Raw genomic sequence first — 16,162 nt, 5'->3', positions numbered from 1 at the left:
CCGCGAGGAACCCGCCCGACGGCAAGCAGGCCCAGGGAACCGCCCCGCTTCCGCCGTCGCCGCCCACCACCGGGACCACGCACACACCCGGCAGCCGACAAAGCAACCGCAAGGGCCGCCGACCCGCGTCGTCGCTCCTTCAGTCAGACTTCGCCCAGTTCCGCAGGGACGTCACCGCGTTCGGCAAGGTATCGGAGCTGGGACCGGACCGACGACAGCGCCGCTCCGCGGACCGACGGGTCGGTGTCGGCGTAGACGCGGTCCACGATCTCGTCCGGTGTGCGGTCGCCCTTGCGCACCGCCTCGGTGAGCTGCTCCATCCGCTGCTCCCGGTGGGCGATGTACTCGGCGACCGCCGCCCCCGCGTCGGTCAGGATCGGCCCGTGTCCCGGCAGCAGCGTCCGCACGCCCTCCTCCTCGACCAGGTCCCGCAGGCGGTACAGGGTGTCCATGTACGCCGAGAGCCCGCCGTCGCCGTCGACGATCACCGGGGTTCCGCGCCCCAGCACCGTGTCGCCGGTCAGCAGCACCCCGTCGGCCGGAACGTACAGGCACACCGAGTCGGCGGTGTGCCCCGGGGCCGCCACGACCCGCGCCTCCAGCCCTCCGGCCTCGATCACGGCCCCGTCGTCCAGCCCGTGTCCGCCGACCCGGAAGGCCGGGGTGACCGCGTGCACCGGCGCCCCGGTCAGCTCGGAGAAGTAGCGCGCCCCGCCCGTGTGGTCATCGTGGTGGTGGGTGACCACCGCGCACACCACCCGCGCCCCCTGCTCCTGGACGGTGCGCGCCACCCGCTCCAGGTGCCGCTCGTCGTGCGGCCCGGGATCGACCACGACGACGTCGCGCGAGCCCGGCTCGCGCAGCATCCAGGTGTTGGTTCCATCCAGCGTCATCGGACCCGGGTTGGGGCACAGCACGCAGCCCGCACGCAGGGTTCCGGAACCGTCGATCCTCATCGCACCTCGCCTCGCGCGTTCACGACGCCCTCGGGGACGACACCGTCGTTCCTCATCGCACCTCGCCCCGCGGGTAGACGACGCCCTCGGGGACGACGATGCGCGTCTCGCCGCCGACCTCCTCGAGCACCGGCTCGATCGGCGCGATCGCGCGCTCGGCCGCCATGACCGCCGCCACCGCCCCCGCGGCCTCCAGGTCCATGCAGGTGGACACGGTGGGCGGCAGCATCGCGATGTCGCCGCTCCGCCACAGCCGCACCGCCTCGCCGGGCGGCATCCACGCCCTCCGGTCGGCCTCCCCGCCGACGTCGCGGGCCTGTTGTCCGGCGGGCAGCTCCGCGGCGAAGAACCGGGTGTCGAACCGGCGCGGCTCGGGTGCCGGGGTGATCCACTGCGACCAGGCGTTGAGCAGGTCGGTGCGGAGCACCAGACCGCGCCGGCCGAGCATCTCGGCGAAGGACAGGGTGCGGTCGACCAGGGCGGCGCGGTCGGCCTCCCAGTCCGCGCCGCGGGTGTCGTCGACCACCCCGTCCTCGGAGGGGCCCGCCAGCAGCACCCCGGACTCCTCGAAGGTCTCCCGGACCGCCGCGCACACCAGAGCCCGAGCCTTGCGCTCACCGGTGTCCAGCGTCCGCGCCCACGCGCCGGGGGGCGGACCGGCCCAGCGCACGTCCCGGTCGGCGTCGCGCTCGTCGACGCGGCCGCCGGGGAAGGCGTAGGCCCCGGGGGCGAACGGCATGGAGGGGGCCCGGCGCAGCATGTACACCTCGACGCCGCCCGGCGCGTCGCGGACCAGCATCACCGTGGCGGCGTCGCGGGGACGCACCGGCCGTGTCGTCATGTTCGTCCTCCTCGGCGGAACGGTACCCCGCGGGGCCTGGGCCCGCCCCTACCGGGGCGGCCGGGTGCGGTCGCCGCGCGGGGGCACCGGACAGGGCCCACCGGGTACGACTGTCCCCCGGCACGGCCCCGGGGTACGGCAACGGGCGCGGACCCTCCCGGGTCCGCGCCCGCCGGGACGGCTAGCCGACCTCCGCGATCATCTCCACCTCGACCGGGACGTCCAGCGGCAGCGCGGCCACGCCGACGGCGCTGCGCGCGTGCACGCCCGCCTCGCCGAAGACCTCGCCGATCAGGTCGCTGGCGCCGTTGACCACCTTCGGGTGGCCGGTGAACGACGGGTCGCTGGCCACGAACCCGGTGATCTTGACGATCCGCCGGACCGACGACAGCTCGCCCACCTCGGACTTGAGCGCCGCGATGGCGTTGAGCGCGCAGATGCGCGCCAGCTCCGCCGCCCGCTCCAGGGTGACCTCGGCGCCGACCTTTCCGGTCCCGGCGGGCGCCCCGTCGACCATCGGCACCTGGCCGGAGATGTACACGTGGCCGCCGCTGCGGACCGCGGGCACATAGGACGCCAGCGGGGCGACCACCTCGGGCAGGGCCAGCCCCAGCTCTTCGAGCCTCTCCTCTGGGGAGCCCATCCCTACTGCTTCTCCCGCTTCATGTAGGCGACCAGCTGCTGGTTGCGCGGGTCGCCGTCCACGGAGGGGCCGGGGATGACCGAGACCAGCTCCCAGCCGTCCTCGCCCCAGTTGTCCAGAATCTGCTTGGTCGCGTGCGACAGCAGCGGCACCGTCGCGTATTCCCACTTCGTCATGGGCGCAACCCTAACCGTCCGCGCGGGCCCGGTCCGGCCCGGCCGGGCGCGCGGACATAGACTCCGAGGGGTGAGCGCACCTGATCAGGGATCCACCGGGGTCCGCCTGCACGTGGTCTCCGGCAAGGGGGGCACCGGAAAGACGACCGCGGCCGCCGCGCTCGCGCTGTCCCTGGCGGCGGACGGCGGCCGGGTGCTGCTGGTCGAGGTGGAGGGCCGCCAGGGCCTGGCCGAGCTGTTCGGGCGGGACCCGCTCCCCTACGAGGAGCGCAAGGTCGCCGAGGCCCGCGGCGGCGGGGAGGTCGCCGCGCTGGCGGTGGACGCCGAGGCGGCGCTGATGGAGTACCTGGAGATGTTCTACGGGATCCGCCGCGCCGGACAGGCCCTGACCCGCTTCGGTGCCGTGGACTTCGCCACCACCGTCGCCCCCGGGGTGCGCGACGTGCTGCTGACCGGGAAGGCCACCGAGGCGGTGCGGCGCCGCGAGGGCGGCCGGCGGGCGCGCCGCGAGGAGGGCCCACACGCCTACGACGCGGTGGTGCTGGACGCCCCGCCGACCGGGCGCATCGCCCAGTTCCTGTGCGTCAACGCCGAGGTGGCCGGACTCGCGCGGATGGGCCCCATCCGCAACCACGCGGACAAGGCGATGGCGACGATCCGCTCCGCGGCGACCGCGGTGCACTTCGTCGCGCTGCCGGAGGACATGCCCGCCCAGGAGGCGGCCGACGGGCTGGCCGAGGTGCGCGAGGCCGGGCTGCACCCGGGCTTCGTCCTGCTCAACATGGTGCACGAGCCGCTGCTGCCGCCGGACGTGCTGGAGGCGGCCGAGCGCGGCGAGGTCGACACCGAGGCGCTGGCACAGGGCCTCAAGGCGGCGCGGCTCGACGCCCCGAGGGAGCGGGCGGCGGCACTGGCCCGGGAGGTCACCGCGCACGCGCAGCGGGTGGGTGCGGAGTCGGCGGTGCGACAGCGGTTGCGCGCGCTTGGGCGGCCGCTGCTGGAGCTGCCCTTTCTCGGCGGAGGGATCGGCACCGATGCGCTCTTCCGCCTCGCCGACCGGTTGACGGCCCAGGGGGTGGCACGGTGAGCGGTGACCCGACGACGGACCCCGACGGGCCGGGCACTCCGGGAGGCGGTCCAGGTGCTCCGGACACACCCGGTACGCCGAACACGCCGCGGCTCGACGTGGACGCCCTGCTGTCCGACACGACCGTGCGCACGGTGGTGTGCTGCGGCTCCGGAGGCGTCGGCAAGACGACCACCGCCGCCGCTCTGGGCCTGAGGGCCGCCGCCTTAGGCCGCCAGGCGGTGGTGATCACGGTGGACCCCGCGCGCCGCCTCGCCCAGTCGATGGGCCTGTCCGAGCTCGACAACACCCCGCGCCCGGTGGAGCTGCCCGCGTCCTTCGTCTCCCCGGGCGGGTCGCTGCACGCGATGATGCTCGACATGAAGCGCACCTTCGACGAGATCGTCGAGGCGCACGCCGACCCCGAGCGGGCCCAGCAGATCCTGGCCAACCCCTTCTACCAGTCGCTCTCGGCCAGCTTCACCGGCACGCAGGAGTACATGGCCATGGAGAAGCTGGGCCAGCTCCGGGAGGAGGGCGACTGGGACCTGATCATCGTGGACACCCCGCCCAGCCGGTCGGCGCTGGACTTCCTGGACGCCCCCGAGCGGTTGGGCCGGTTCCTGGACGGCAAGCTCATCCGGGTGCTGGCGGCGCCGGCGCGCACCGGCGCCTTCCGGCTGCTGGGGGCCGGGGTCGGGATGCTCACCGGGGTGCTGTCGAAGGTCGTGGGCGCACAGGTGCTCGCGGACGTGCAGTCGTTCGTGTCCTCCTTCGACGCCGTCTTCGGCGGGTTCCAGGAGCGTGCCGAGCGCACCTACCGGCGGCTGCAGGACCCGGGCACGGCCTTCCTGGTGGTGGCGGTGCCCGAGAGCGACGCGGTCCGCGAGGCCGCCTTCTTCGTGGAGCGCCTGGCGGCGGACCGCATGCCCCTCGCCGGGCTGGTGATGAACCGCACACACGGCACCGAGGCCGAGGACCTGTCCGCCGGGGAGAGCATGGCCGCCTGCGCCGAGCTGGAGGGCCAGGGCGGCCACCCCCTGGCCGCGGCGGCGCTGCGGCTGCACGCGCGCGCCGCGGACCTGCGCGACCGTGAGGCCGGGCTGCGGAGGCGGCTGGCGTCCGCGCACCCGGACGTGCCGGTGGCCGAGGTCCCGGCCCGGACACGGGATGTGCACGATCTGGCGGCCCTGCGGGAGGTGGGCGCGGCCCTGGGCGGGGGCCCACCGGGGGTGTGACAGGATGGCGGACGGACATCTGGTTCGCCGATTACGGCCGGTCCGCATCTCTCCCGCCTGTCCGGCCGCACCGGTCATCCCCCGCCTCAACCGGCCACTGAGGCCGGTGGCGTCCGCACGTACTCTGTTGGGGTGGGTCAGGGGACAATGGTTCAGAGAATCGCTCAGCTCTTCGGTGTCGGTGTCATCGCCGGAATCCTGGTCGCGGCCCTCGCGCTGCCGGCCGTCGGCGGCATCGGCATCACCGCGCGCAACGTCGCCACCGGCTTCATGAACATGCCGAGCGACCTGGAGACGCCGCCCCCTCCACAGCGGTCGACCATCTACGACCGCGAGGGCGGCGTGATCGCGGAGATCTACGACAAGAACCGGGAGCTCGTCGACCTTGACGACATGGCGCCGGTCATGCAGGACGCCATCATCTCCATCGAGGACTCGGGCTTCTACGAGCACGGCGGCATCGACATCGGCGGCACCTTCCGGGCCGCGCTGCGCACGCTCGCCGGCAACACCCAGGGCGGGTCCTCCCTCACCCAGCAGTACGTGAAGAACGTGCTGGTGGAGAGCGCCGACAACCAGGCCGAGCAGGAGGAGGCCACCGAGACCAGCATCGCGCGCAAGCTGCGCGAGCTGCGGTACGCCCTGACGCTGGAAAAGCGCATGACCAAGGACGAGATCCTGCAGGGGTACCTGAACATCGCCTACTTCGGTGACGGGGCCTACGGCGTCGAGTCCGCGGCCCAGCACTTCTTCGGCAAGAAGGCCGCGGACCTGGAGCTGTCCGAGGCGGCCACCCTGGCCGGGGCGGTGCGCTACCCCTACCTGTACAACATGCGGCTGAACACCGAGGACGCCCAGGACCGGCGGAACGTGGTGCTCGACCGGATGGTCCAGACCGGGAGGATCTCCGAGGAGGAGGCCGCCGAGGCCAAGGCGGTGGACCTGGAGGACCTGCTGGACGTGTCCAACCCCTCCAACGGGTGCGTCCCCAGCGACCAGCCGTTCTTCTGCGACTACGTGGTCCAGGAGATCGAGAAGAGCGACCGGTTCGGCGAGAACGAGACCGAGCGCGCCCGCTGGCTGCGCACCGCCGGGCTGGAGATCCACACCACGCTGGACGGCGACATGCAGGAGGCGGCCCAGGACGCGGTCGACAAGTACGTCCCCCGCAAGAACGAGTCGAAGAAGGTGGCCGCGGAGATCCTGATCGAGCCGGGCACCGGGGAGATCCGGGGCATGGCCCAGAGCCGGAACTACGGCCCCGACGAGTCCAAACTGGGCGAGACCTCGATCAACTTCGCCACCGACGCGAACCGCGGCGGCAGCACCGGCTTCCAGGCCGGATCCACCTTCAAGCCGTTCGCCCTGGCGGCGGCGCTGGAGCAGGGCAAGGGCTTCGGCACCTCCTACTCGGGGGCCAACGACAGCAGCACCACCATCACCGGGAACCGCAACTGCGACGGCAACGTGCTGGCGCCGTGGTCGCTGAGCAACGCGGGCGACACCAAGGGCGGCGGCAGCAGCATGATCGCCGGGACGAAGGGGTCGGTGAACACCTACTTCGCGCACCTGCAGCGCGACGTGGGGCTGTGCAACGTCATCGAGATGGCCGAGAACCTGGGCGTCAAGCGCGCCGACGGCCAGTCCTTCGACAACCCGCAGACCCAGGCCAACAACTCCTTCGTGCTCGGCAGCGAGGAGGTCTCCCCGCTGCGCGTGGCCAACGCCTACGCCACCTTCGCCTCCGGCGGCACCTACTGCGAGCCGCAGGCCATCACCTCCATCAAGGACAAGCAGGCCGGGCGGACCATCGAGATCGAGCCCGAGTGCGAGCGGCGGATCAGCGAGGACGTCGCCGCCGGGGTGAGCTACCTGCTGCAGCAGACCTTCAAGGGCGGCACCACCACGGGGCTGGGGATCGGCCGCCCGGCGGCGGCCAAGACCGGCACCACCGACGGGTCGGCGGCGGCCTGGTTCGCCGGGTACACGCCGAACCTGGCCGGCTCGGTGTTCGTCGGCGACCCCCGCGGCCCGAACAACCACCCGCTGCGCGGCGTCACCCTCGGCGGCCGCTACTACGGGACGGTCTACGGGGCCACCATCCCCGGGCCGATCTGGCAGGAGACCATGCGGGGGGCCACCGAGGAGCTGCCCGAGGAGGGCTTCCCGTCGGCGCCGTCCAAGTTCAAGGGCGGCGGGTCCGGCGGCCCGGACGCCCAGCAGACCGCCAGCGGCGCCTCGGTCGAGGGCGGGGTCCCCGACGTGGTCGGCCAGAGCGAGGGCCAGGCCGTGGCCGCCCTGGAGGACGCCGGGTACGAGGTGAGCGTCTCGGGCACCCGCGTCCGCTCCGGCGAGGCCGAGGGCACGGTGGCCGCGGTCAACCCCGACCCCGGGACGGTGCTTCCCGCGGGAGCGACGGTGAACGTCTTCCTGAGCACCGGTTCGGGCCGGACCTCGCCCTCCGCCGACTCGGGCGAGGGCGGCGAGGGCCGGGGCGGCGCCGGAGACCGGGGCCCCGACAGGGACACCGGGGCGCACCCGGTGGTGCCCGCCTCCGAGGTGCCCCGGCGCGAGGAGTGACCGGCCTTTCCGGACGCCCGGCGGGCGTCCGGAGACAGGAGGAGCGCGTGCGGCCCGCACCCCGGCAGGGGTGCGGGCCGCGGTGCGTTCGGCGCCCGCCCGGCGGGCGGTCGGGGGCGGCGCCCCCGCGAGGCGGCGGCGGTCAGCCCGCGAGGCGGCGCTTGACCTCGGCGGCCACCCGGGAGCCCTCGGCGCGCCCGGCCACCTTCGGGTTGACGATCTTCATGACGGCGCCCATCTGCTTGGGGCCGCTCGCCCCGGCCTCGGCGATCGCCGCCTCCACCAGGGACCCCAGCTCCTCGTCGGTGAGCTGGGCGGGCAGGTACCCGGCGAGGACCTCGCCCTCGGCGCGCTCGTCGGCGGCCTTGTCCTCACGGCCGCCCGACTCGAAGGCCTCGGCGGCCTCGCGGCGCTTCTTGGCCTCCCGCGTGAGCAGGGCGATCAGGTCGTCATCGCTGAGCTCGCGGGAGGAGCCGCCCGCCACCTCCTCCTTGGACACGGCGGTGAGGACCATGCGCAGGGTGCGGGTGCGCACGTCGTCGCGCGCCTTCATCGCGGTGGTGAGGTCGGCCTTGAGGCGGTCTTTGAGTTCGGACATGCCAACGATCATAGGCTGGTGCCGGACGGCTTCCCCAGGGTTTTTCCGCGGTGTGCGCGCACACGCGCGCTCGGACAGGTGAGACAGGCGAAAGGTGCGACACGTGAGTGGACAGCGAGCGGGACTGCGCAGGTTCGGCCGGACCGCGGCGGCCGTCGCGGCGGTAGGGGCGGCGGGTCTCGCCTATGCGTCGGTGGTCGAGCGGAACTGGTTCCGGCTGCGCCGCTACGAGCTCCCGGTCCTGTCCCCCGGGGCGGCACCGATGCGGGTCCTGCACCTGTCCGACGCGCACCTGACGCCCGGGCGGCGCATGCTCATCGACTGGGTGCGCGGCCTGGAGCGGTACGAGCCGGACCTGGTGGTCAACACCGGCGACTCGCTGGCCCACCCGGACGCGGTGGAGCCGTTCCTGGAGGCGCTGGGGCCGCTGCTGGACCGGCCGGGGGCGTTCGTGTTCGGCTCCAACGACATGTTCTCGCCACGCTTCAAGAACCCGGCGCGCTACCTGTGGAGGAGCAGCAGCGCCGACTACCGGGACCGCCGTGAGCCGGACCTGCCCTGGCGGGAGCTGGGCGCGGCGATGGAGAAGGCCGGGTGGCTGGACCTGGACAACCGCACGGGCGCGCTGAGCGCGGGCGGGCAGCGGGTGGCGGCCGCCGGGGTGCACGACTCGCACATCGGCCTGGACCGCTACGACGAGGTGGCCGGGCCGGCGCCGTCCGACGCGGCGCTCCGGCTGGGGGTGCTGCACTCCCCCGAGCCGGCCAACCTGGACCGCTTCGAGGCCGACGGATACGACCTGCTGCTGGCCGGGCACACCCACGGGGGCCAGGTCTGCCTGCCGCTGTACGGGACGCTGGTCACCAACTGCGGCATCGACCGGCGGCGGGCGTGGGGCCTGAGCCGGTACGGCCGCGCGCACCTGCACGTGTCGGGCGGACTGGGCACCTCCCCGTACGCGCCGGTGCGGTTCTGCTGCCGCCCGGAGGCGGCCCTGCTGGAGCTGGTCCCGGCCGACGCCTGACCCGCCCGGCGCCCGGCTCGGGCGGTCGCGGGAATGCGCGGCCGCCTCGTCGTGTTCCCGGGAAGTAGTTGAAAACGGAACGACTCCATTCCGGGGCTGGAGGAGCCATGCAGTTCGGGATCTTCTCGGTCGGGGACGTCACCCCCGACCCGACGACCGGGCGCACGCCCACCGAGGGCGAGCGGATCCGGGCGGTCATGCGCATCGCGGAGAAGGCCGAGGAGGTCGGCCTGGACGTGTTCGCCACCGGGGAGCACCACAACCCGCCGTTCGTGCCGTCCTCGCCCACCACCATGCTCGGCTACCTCGCCGGGCGCACCGAGCGCCTGGTCATGTCCACGGCCACCACGCTGATCACCACCAACGACCCGGTGAAGATCGCCGAGGACTTCGCCATGCTGCAGCACCTGGCCGGCGGCCGCGCCGACCTGATGCTCGGGCGCGGCAACACCGGCCCGGTCTACCCGTGGTTCGGCCAGGACATCCGGCAGGGCATCCCGCTCGCGGTGGAGAACTACGCCCTCCTCCACAGGCTGTGGAGGGAGGACGTCGTCGACTGGGAGGGGCGCTTCCGCACCCCGCTGCAGGGCTTCACCGCCACCCCGCGCCCGCTGGACGGCGTGCCGCCGTTCGTCTGGCACGGCTCCATCCGCAGCCCCGAGATCGCCGAGCAGGCCGCCTACTACGGCGACGGGTTCTTCGCCAACAACATCTTCTGGCCCAAGGAGCACTTCCAGCGGCTGATCGGCCTGTACCGCAGGCGCTACGAGCACTACGGCCACGGCCGCGCCGACCAGGCCATCGTCGGCCTGGGCGGGCAGGTGTTCATGCGCCGCAACTCCCAGGACGCGGTGCGCGAGTTCCGCCCCTACTTCGACAACGCCCCCGTGTACGGCGGTGGGCCCTCGCTGGAGGACTTCAGCCGCGAGACCCCGCTCACCGTGGGCAGTCCGGAACAGGTCATCGAACGGACGCTGGGATTCCGCGAGTACTTCGGCGACTACCAGCGCCAGCTGTTCCTCGTCGACCACGCGGGGCTGCCGCTCAAGACCGTGCTGGAGCAGCTCGACCTGCTCGGCGAGGAGGTCGTTCCGGTGCTGCGGCGCGAGTTCGCCGCACGGCGCCCGGCGGGCGTTCCCGACGGGCCGCCCAGCCACGAGGAGCGCAAGCGCGCGCTCGCACAGGACGGCGCGCACGACGACGCCGACAAGGAGGGCGCGAAGTGACCGAGAAGCGCATCGTCGCCGTCGCGGCGGGGCTGAGCACCCCGTCGTCGACGCGGCTGCTGGCCGACCGGCTGTCCGGGGCCGTCGACACGGCCCTGCGCGAGACGGGGGGCACGGCCTCCGTGGAGACCGTGGAACTGCGCGAGCACGCCCGCGCGCTGGGTGAGGCCATGGCGGCCGGGTTCCCCTCCGGGGAGCTGAAGCGGGCCGTGGACGCGGTCGCCGGGGCCGACGGCGTCATCGCCGTCACGCCGGTGTTCAACGCCTCCTACAGCGGGCTGTTCAAGAGCTTCTTCGACCTGGTGGACATCGACGACCTCCAGGGGACACCGGTGCTGATCGGCGCCACCGGCGGCTCGCCGCGCCATTCGCTGGTGCTGGAGCACGCGATGCGGCCCATGTTCGCCTACCTGCGCGCGGTGGTGGCGCCCACGGCGGTCTACGCCGCCTCGGAGGACTGGGGCGGCGGTGGCGATGTGCACGCCTCCCTCACCGAGCGGGTGTCGCGTGCGGGCGGGGAACTGGCCGCCCTGGTGTCCGGACGCCCGAAGCGGGAGCGTCCCGACCCCTACGAGGAGCCGGTGCCCTTCGAGCGCCTGCTGCGCGGGGAGTGAGGGCCCGGGCCGCGGGGGCAGGGCGGTCCGGGCGGGCCCGGCCCCTCCCGCGGAGGGTCCGGGCCGTGAGCGGGGCGTCGCCCCGTCCTAGCGCCGCCCCGCCGCCGTCCGCCGCCGCTGGTGCGGCGGTCGACCTCCGGCTCCTCCGGGAAGGGGCACCGCGCCCCGTTCACTTTCCCAGTCTGGCGCCCGAGCCGTGCCGGAATCCCGGACTGGTCGGCATTCCGCGCGCCCACCGGGCGGCACGGGGCGACGCCCGTGGCGACGGGGGAGGGAGCCGGCCCGGGTATTCGCACCGCGCATAGCGGGGACCGCGCCGATGCCCGGGCACGAGGCGGCCCCGGGGAGACCGGCCTCACACCGGCCGGTCCGCGCCCGCCCTCTCCGTCGGCGCTCAGTCCTCCTCGGCGAAGCGCTGCAGCCCGTCGCCGTCCAGGACGGCGACCTTGCGGTACCCGGCCTCGACGCACCCGGCCTCGCGCATGCGCCGCAGCGCCTCACCGACCGCGTCCTCCCGGGCCCCGATGAGCATCCCCAGCTCCGCCTGGGAGAGCCGCACCCCGATGTCGACGGCGCCGTCGCCCTCCGCCACCCCGTGCCGGGCGGCGAGCTGCAGCAGCGCCCGCGCCAGGCGCGCCGGGACCCGGTAGGCGGTGTACTCGCTGCGCTGCCGGTCCGACCACTCCAGCCGGTCCCCCAGCACCGAGGCCACCGCCTCCCACGCCCCGGGGGTGCGGTCGAGGAAGTCCTTGAACATGCGGGCGCTGAAGGAGTGCACCACGGTCGGGGTGCACGTGGCCACGGTGGCGGTGCGCGGGCGGTCCCGCACGATGCCCATCTCCCCCACCAGGTCGCCGTCGACCCGCACGCCCAGAAGCGTCTCGGTGCCGTTCGGCAGCACCGAGGTGACCTTCACGCACGCCGAGGCCGAGCGGCCGGGGGCGCGCAGCAGCAGCACCCCGTCGCCGGGCCCGCCCTGGCTCATCAGCACCCGCCCGGCGGGCACCCGCCGCGGCTGCGCCAGGGCCAGCAGGTCCTCGCGCGCCTCCGGGCCGATACGGGCCATGAACGTGCCCTCCGGCCAGCCCTCACCGCCCGTCGGAGCCATCGCCGGCACTCCTCTCCCTCGCCCCCTCCTGCCTATCGGAGCCCGAACCCGGACGGGAAGGCCCGGTCCCGGCCGCTCAGGAAGCGCTGACGCGGACATCGAGCACCTGGTCCAGGCCCGAGCAGCGGAGCACCTTGGCGATCCTGCCCGAGGCGGCCGCCAGGACCGCCATCCGGCCGCCGCGGGCCCGCCGCCCCCGTTCCAGCTCCACCAGCAGCGCCAGACCGCTGGAGTCGATGAAGTCCAGCCCCCTCAGGTCCGCCACCAGCAGCGGCCCCGCGCGGCGTTCGGCCTCGCAGGCCGCCCGCCGCACCTCCGCCGCGCCCACCAGGTCCAGTTCGCCCCGAAAGCACAACCGAACCGTGCCCTCGTCCGGGCACACGTCGATGTCGATACCGGTCACCGCGCCCCTCCACGACTCCTTCGCCGCCGCGCCTCCCCGATCGAGGTCCGGAACCGGATTGGGCACCTGTTTCTCGAAGCGCCCAAGAGTACGCCGACCGGGGGCGCCGTACCCCGTTTTCCCTTCAGACGCATCACCGACGAAGGTCCCTCCGCCTCGCCGGGGCCCGGGCGTAGGATGCGAAGTGACCTCGGCCGACGCAAGGGGGGGGTCCGCTGGCCAGTCCGCTGCGAACGATCCGCGCACGGATCACCGAACGCGCCCGGGAACGGGAGGCGCCGGCGGCCGTCGGCGACGTGTGCGAAGCGTGCGCGGACCTGGTGACGTGCCGCGGCGTCGGCGTGATGGTCACCTCCGCCGCCGGGACCACGACCGGCTCCTACTACGCTTCCACGGACTTCAGCCGCCGCCTCGACGAGATGCAGACCGCCCTGGGCCAAGGGCCCAGCATCTCCGCCGCCGCGCAGGGCGAGGCGATTCTGGTCCCCGACCTGGACGAGCCCTGGGCCCGCCGCACCTGGCCCGTCTTCGTCGAGTCGGCGCTGGCAGGCGACCTCAGGGGCGTCTTCGCCTTCCCCGTGGGCACGGGGGCGGCGGTGCTCGGCACCCTGACCATCCACCGCCCGGCCCCCTCCCCGCTGAAGGAGGTCGAGCTCGCCTACGGACTCGCCTCCGCCGGGGTCGCCCTCGACCTCATGCTGCACCCGTCACCCACCGGCACCGATGCGACCTGGATCAACGGCACCGATTTGGGCGCGCACCAGGTAGAAGTGCATCAGGCGGCGGGAATGGTGTCCCTACAACTCGGCGTGACCGTGGACGAGGCCTATTCACGACTCCGCGCCCACGCCTTCCGGCACGACATGACCCTCGCGGACGTGGCGGTGGAGGTCGTCCGCCGATGGCTGCGCTTCACACCCGACCCGCAGCCGGACTGACCCCGTCTCGCCCCGCCCCATCTCCGAAGGAGGAATCCCACGTGTCGCGAGAACTCGAACTCGTCGAGGCTTTCGTCGGATTGGCCGATACCCTCGTCGCCGGCTTCGACGTCGTGGAATTCCTGCACGACCTGGTGGTGCGCTCGGTCTCGCTGGTGGACGCCGAGGCGAGTGGCCTGCTGCTGAGCGACGCCACCGATGAGCGGCTGCGCTTCGTCGCCGCCTCCACCGAGCAGGCGCGCATGCTCGAACTGCTGCAGCTGCAGAACGAGGAAGGACCCGCCCTGGAGGCCTACCGCACCGGGGCGCGGGTCGACGTACCGGACCTACAGAAGTACACCGGGACCCGGCCCGGGCTCCACCGGGCAATGCAGGAGGCCGGCTTCGCATCCGTGCAGGCACTGCCGCTCCGGCTGCGCGAACGCACGCTGGGCGCGATGACCCTCTTCCGCAGCTCCCCCGGCCTGATGAACGAGACCGACACCACGATCGCCCAGGGGCTGGCCGACGTGGCCACGATCGGCATCATCAATTCGCGTGCGCTGGTGGAGCAGGAGCGCCTCGCCGAGCAGCTCCAGGCGGCGCTCAACAGCCGCATCTCCATCGAACAGGCGAAGGGGATGGTGTCGGAGTTCCACGGGGTGGAGATGGAGCAGGCCTTCGAGATGCTGCGCCGCTTCTCCCGGAACAACAACATCCGCCTGTCGCAGGTGGCCACGGCCGTTGTGCGCCGGGAGGCGTCGACCGCGGAGCTCATCCCGCCCCACGGCCGCGCGCTGTACTGACCGGGGGGAACGGCCGGAACCGAAGGCCGACCCCGGTGCCCGGCGGAGCCCTGCGTCCCCCAGAGCGGGCGGGGGACGGAGGACTCCGGGACCGGGAGGGGGTCAGATCTGTTTCTTGGTGAAGGCCGCCATGATCTGGGCGGCGGCCCAGCCGGTGACGCGGTCGCCGAAGTCCTGTTCGGAGCCCTGGGACTTGCGGGCGGCCAGCACCGCCTTCTCGGTCTCGTCGCCGTAGTGGCCGTCGGCGCCGAACTCGGGCAGGTCGAACCCGGCCTTCATGAGGATCACCTGCAGGTACTTGACGCGCTCTCCGGTGTCGCCTTTGCTCAGTCCGACCATGTCGTCGTCTCCGATCTGTGCTCCGTCGGCGGGCATTCCGGCGTCGACCCAGGCGGCCAGGTCGTCGCCGGGGCACGAGGTCTGGTTGAGGTCGCGGTGCCCGGTCTTGTCGAGGGTGCGCCCGGCGCGGCGGTTGGCCTCGTCGTACAGGGCGCGGATGGCGGCCTTGGCGGCGCCGGTGGCGTCACCGTCCTGACCGATGAAGCAGATGCCGATGTGGGAGGTGTTGTAGGGGGAGGCGTGGGCGCCGACGACCAGCCAGCCGCGGCCCTCATAGGCGGTGCCGGAGCGGTCGACCAGGAAGTTGTAGCCGATGTCGGCCCACCCGTTGCCGTCCATGTGGAAGTCCTGGATGGAGCGGACGGACTGGCCCGGCGGCCCTGCCGAGTAGTGGACGGTGACCCCGCGCCGCTGCGACCACGAGGTGGTCGACCGGGAGCGGGGCGCCCGCGCGCCCCATCCGGAGCGCGGGACGATCGAGACCATGCGTGCCTCCTGGAAACGCGAACGGCCCCGGAGCACGGACCGGGGCCTGTGGGGAACGGTGAGCGGCGGCAGGGCACAGGGCGGCGCGGTGACCGGTCCCCGACCCCATCGCGCATCTCACATTTCGCATCGTAGGGATCGCACGCTGTCACTAGGGTGGAATCCGGAGAATCCACATCCGGTGCGCTGCGATGGGAGGGCACGTCAAGAGTCGGACGCCCGTGCCGAAACCCCGTAAAGGCCCCCGTGGGCGCACCCCGTTCTCCCCGCGCACCCCACGACCCCCTCGGCGCTCGTTCACGATGGCGGGGTGTCCGGAACTCCTCAGGGGCGTCCGGTTGGCGGACCTATACTGACCGGGTCCATCCTGTCCGGCCCACGACGACCGCGAGTTCAGGGAGGCGGGGTCGATGACCGCGACGGCGGCGACCACCGCGCAGCACGACCGGACCTGCCTCACGCACCGGTGCGCGGTGTGATCGCCGGTCATCCGTTCCGCCCGCCGAGAGCGTGAGGCGGCGGGCCGAAATCCATTGGCCCGAGAGAACGGATCCCGTCACCGATGAACGACGACTCCTCGGTATCCCCTGCGCATCCCGCGTCCGCCGACTGGGCGGTGCGGGCCGAGACGCCCTCCGACGTACCCGAAGTCCGGCGGATCGTGCGCGCCGCCTTCGGCCGGCCCGACGAGGCCGACCTGGTCGATGCGCTGCGCGCCGACCCCGCGTGGATCGACGGGCTGTCCCTCGTCGCGGCCGACCGTTCCGGGCGTCCGGTCGGACAGGCGCTGCTGACCCGGTGCCACATCGGCACCGTTCCGGCGCTGTGCCTGGCTCCGTGCGCGGTACTGCCCGAGCACCAGAGGACGGGCGCCGGTTCGGCGGCCGTCCGGGCGGCGCTCGACGCGGCGGCGGCGATGGGCGAGCGGTACGTGACCGTGCTGGGGCACCCCGAGTACTACCCGAGGTTCGGATTCGGCCGCGCCTCCGAGTCCGGGGTCGGCCTGACGATCGAGGTCCCCGACGAGGCGCTGATGGTGATGGCGCTGCGGCCCGGGGACCAGGTGCCGCCGGGGACGATCCGCTACGCGGAACCGTTCGGTATCTGAGCCGTCCGGCGTCCGAGCGGTGAGCAGCGCGGG

General features: G+C 73.5%; 17 protein-coding genes. 9 read left to right on the top strand and 8 right to left on the bottom strand.

Annotated elements, in window-relative coordinates:
* Positions 1 to 143: 143 nt before the first annotated feature.
* The 4 genes from O4U47_RS20190 to O4U47_RS20175 all read right to left on the bottom strand — a co-directional run bounded on the left by O4U47_RS20190 (position 144) and on the right by O4U47_RS20175 (position 2,616).
* Entirely contained in the window at positions 144 to 956 is an 813-nt protein-coding gene (locus tag O4U47_RS20190; protein ID WP_270679470.1) for an MBL fold metallo-hydrolase, read from the bottom strand.
* A 52-nt stretch (positions 957 to 1,008) separates the two neighbouring features.
* Positions 1,009 to 1,797 (bottom strand): NUDIX hydrolase, encoded by a 789-nt coding sequence (locus O4U47_RS20185; RefSeq protein WP_270679469.1) that lies wholly within the window; start codon positions 1,795 to 1,797, stop codon positions 1,009 to 1,011.
* A 181-nt stretch (positions 1,798 to 1,978) separates the two neighbouring features.
* Positions 1,979 to 2,440: a RidA family protein gene (locus O4U47_RS20180; protein WP_270679468.1), complete on the bottom strand. Its 462-nt coding sequence runs from the start codon at positions 2,438 to 2,440 to the stop codon at positions 1,979 to 1,981.
* Between the two features lie 2 nt (positions 2,441 to 2,442).
* Positions 2,443 to 2,616: a DUF4177 domain-containing protein gene (locus O4U47_RS20175; protein ID WP_017625908.1), complete on the bottom strand. Its 174-nt coding sequence runs from the start codon at positions 2,614 to 2,616 to the stop codon at positions 2,443 to 2,445.
* A 112-nt stretch (positions 2,617 to 2,728) separates the two neighbouring features.
* Between O4U47_RS20175 and O4U47_RS20170 the strand changes: the two genes are divergently transcribed.
* The 3 genes from O4U47_RS20170 (at position 2,729) to O4U47_RS20160 (ending at position 7,500) form a co-directional block, all read left to right on the top strand.
* Positions 2,729 to 3,703 carry an ArsA-related P-loop ATPase gene (locus O4U47_RS20170; protein ID WP_270679474.1) on the top strand — a complete coding sequence of 325 codons (975 nt, stop codon included), beginning with the start codon at positions 2,729 to 2,731 and terminating at the stop codon, positions 3,701 to 3,703.
* 98 nt (positions 3,704 to 3,801) lie between these two features.
* Positions 3,802 to 4,920, top strand: coding sequence for an ArsA family ATPase (locus O4U47_RS20165; protein ID WP_270679473.1), 1,119 nt, complete (start codon positions 3,802 to 3,804; stop codon positions 4,918 to 4,920).
* Positions 4,921 to 5,067: 147 nt separating this feature from the next.
* Positions 5,068 to 7,500, top strand: a complete 2,433-nt coding sequence (locus O4U47_RS20160; protein WP_270679467.1) for a penicillin-binding protein — start codon at positions 5,068 to 5,070, stop codon at positions 7,498 to 7,500.
* A gap of 142 nt (positions 7,501 to 7,642) precedes the next feature.
* Here O4U47_RS20160 and O4U47_RS20155 read toward each other — a convergent pair whose 3' ends face one another.
* Positions 7,643 to 8,098 carry a GatB/YqeY domain-containing protein gene (locus tag O4U47_RS20155; protein ID WP_270679466.1) on the bottom strand — a complete coding sequence of 152 codons (456 nt, stop codon included), beginning with the start codon at positions 8,096 to 8,098 and terminating at the stop codon, positions 7,643 to 7,645.
* Between the two features lie 103 nt (positions 8,099 to 8,201).
* Here O4U47_RS20155 and O4U47_RS20150 point away from each other — a divergent pair, with 103 nt between their 5' ends.
* From O4U47_RS20150 to O4U47_RS20140, 3 genes are all read left to right on the top strand, one after another.
* Positions 8,202 to 9,122: a metallophosphoesterase gene (locus tag O4U47_RS20150; protein WP_270679465.1), complete on the top strand. Its 921-nt coding sequence runs from the start codon at positions 8,202 to 8,204 to the stop codon at positions 9,120 to 9,122.
* Between the two features lie 107 nt (positions 9,123 to 9,229).
* Entirely contained in the window at positions 9,230 to 10,348 is a 1,119-nt protein-coding gene (locus tag O4U47_RS20145) for an LLM class flavin-dependent oxidoreductase (RefSeq protein WP_270679464.1), read from the top strand.
* Positions 10,345 to 10,962 carry an FMN reductase gene (locus tag O4U47_RS20140; protein ID WP_270679463.1) on the top strand — a complete coding sequence of 206 codons (618 nt, stop codon included), beginning with the start codon at positions 10,345 to 10,347 and terminating at the stop codon, positions 10,960 to 10,962. Before O4U47_RS20145 ends, O4U47_RS20140 begins: the two co-directional genes overlap by 4 nt.
* Positions 10,963 to 11,356: 394 nt before the next feature.
* Here O4U47_RS20140 and O4U47_RS20135 read toward each other — a convergent pair whose 3' ends face one another.
* Together O4U47_RS20135 and O4U47_RS20130 are read right to left on the bottom strand one after the other, a co-directional pair.
* Entirely contained in the window at positions 11,357 to 12,070 is a 714-nt protein-coding gene (locus tag O4U47_RS20135) for a Crp/Fnr family transcriptional regulator (protein ID WP_270679462.1), read from the bottom strand.
* A 76-nt stretch (positions 12,071 to 12,146) separates the two neighbouring features.
* Positions 12,147 to 12,473: an STAS domain-containing protein gene (locus O4U47_RS20130; protein ID WP_270679461.1), complete on the bottom strand. Its 327-nt coding sequence runs from the start codon at positions 12,471 to 12,473 to the stop codon at positions 12,147 to 12,149.
* A gap of 344 nt (positions 12,474 to 12,817) precedes the next feature.
* Here O4U47_RS20130 and O4U47_RS20125 point away from each other — a divergent pair, with 344 nt between their 5' ends.
* Positions 12,818 to 13,411 carry a GAF and ANTAR domain-containing protein gene (locus O4U47_RS20125; protein WP_270679460.1) on the top strand — a complete coding sequence of 198 codons (594 nt, stop codon included), beginning with the start codon at positions 12,818 to 12,820 and terminating at the stop codon, positions 13,409 to 13,411.
* Between the two features lie 41 nt (positions 13,412 to 13,452).
* Positions 13,453 to 14,196, top strand: a complete 744-nt coding sequence (locus O4U47_RS20120; protein WP_270679459.1) for a GAF and ANTAR domain-containing protein — start codon at positions 13,453 to 13,455, stop codon at positions 14,194 to 14,196.
* A gap of 102 nt (positions 14,197 to 14,298) precedes the next feature.
* Here O4U47_RS20120 and O4U47_RS20115 read toward each other — a convergent pair whose 3' ends face one another.
* On the bottom strand, positions 14,299 to 15,021 hold the full coding sequence (locus O4U47_RS20115) for a peptidoglycan recognition protein family protein (RefSeq protein WP_270679458.1): 723 nt from the start codon (positions 15,019 to 15,021) through the stop codon (positions 14,299 to 14,301).
* Positions 15,022 to 15,583: 562 nt separating this feature from the next.
* On the opposite strand from O4U47_RS20115, the gene O4U47_RS20110 reads away from it, so the two are divergent.
* Positions 15,584 to 16,129 carry a GNAT family N-acetyltransferase gene (locus O4U47_RS20110; RefSeq protein WP_270679457.1) on the top strand — a complete coding sequence of 182 codons (546 nt, stop codon included), beginning with the start codon at positions 15,584 to 15,586 and terminating at the stop codon, positions 16,127 to 16,129.
* The last annotated feature ends 33 nt before the right edge of the window (positions 16,130 to 16,162 follow it).

Source organism: Nocardiopsis suaedae (genome assembly GCF_027706745.1).
In the GTDB taxonomy this organism is placed as follows: domain Bacteria; phylum Actinomycetota; class Actinomycetes; order Streptosporangiales; family Streptosporangiaceae; genus Nocardiopsis_A; species Nocardiopsis_A suaedae.
This window is presented reverse-complemented; position numbering and strand designations above follow the sequence as displayed.

Excerpts from the sequence above, each read along its gene's own strand:
- O4U47_RS20110 (WP_270679457.1), top strand. The coding sequence starts at position 15,584 with ATGAACGACGACTCCTCGGTATCCCCTGCGCATCCCGCGTCCGCCGAC.
- O4U47_RS20135 (WP_270679462.1), bottom strand. The coding sequence starts at position 12,070 with ATGGCTCCGACGGGCGGTGAGGGCTGGCCGGAGGGCACGTTCATGGCC.
- O4U47_RS20115 (WP_270679458.1), bottom strand. The coding sequence starts at position 15,021 with ATGGTCTCGATCGTCCCGCGCTCCGGATGGGGCGCGCGGGCGCCCCGC.
- O4U47_RS20175 (WP_017625908.1), bottom strand. The coding sequence starts at position 2,616 with ATGACGAAGTGGGAATACGCGACGGTGCCGCTGCTGTCGCACGCGACC.
- O4U47_RS20185 (WP_270679469.1), bottom strand. The coding sequence starts at position 1,797 with ATGACGACACGGCCGGTGCGTCCCCGCGACGCCGCCACGGTGATGCTG.
- O4U47_RS20155 (WP_270679466.1), bottom strand. The coding sequence starts at position 8,098 with ATGTCCGAACTCAAAGACCGCCTCAAGGCCGACCTCACCACCGCGATG.
- O4U47_RS20190 (WP_270679470.1), bottom strand. The coding sequence starts at position 956 with ATGAGGATCGACGGTTCCGGAACCCTGCGTGCGGGCTGCGTGCTGTGC.
- O4U47_RS20125 (WP_270679460.1), top strand. The coding sequence starts at position 12,818 with ATGGTCACCTCCGCCGCCGGGACCACGACCGGCTCCTACTACGCTTCC.
- O4U47_RS20180 (WP_270679468.1), bottom strand. The coding sequence starts at position 2,440 with ATGGGCTCCCCAGAGGAGAGGCTCGAAGAGCTGGGGCTGGCCCTGCCC.
- O4U47_RS20160 (WP_270679467.1), top strand. The coding sequence starts at position 5,068 with ATGGTTCAGAGAATCGCTCAGCTCTTCGGTGTCGGTGTCATCGCCGGA.
- O4U47_RS20145 (WP_270679464.1), top strand. The coding sequence starts at position 9,230 with ATGCAGTTCGGGATCTTCTCGGTCGGGGACGTCACCCCCGACCCGACG.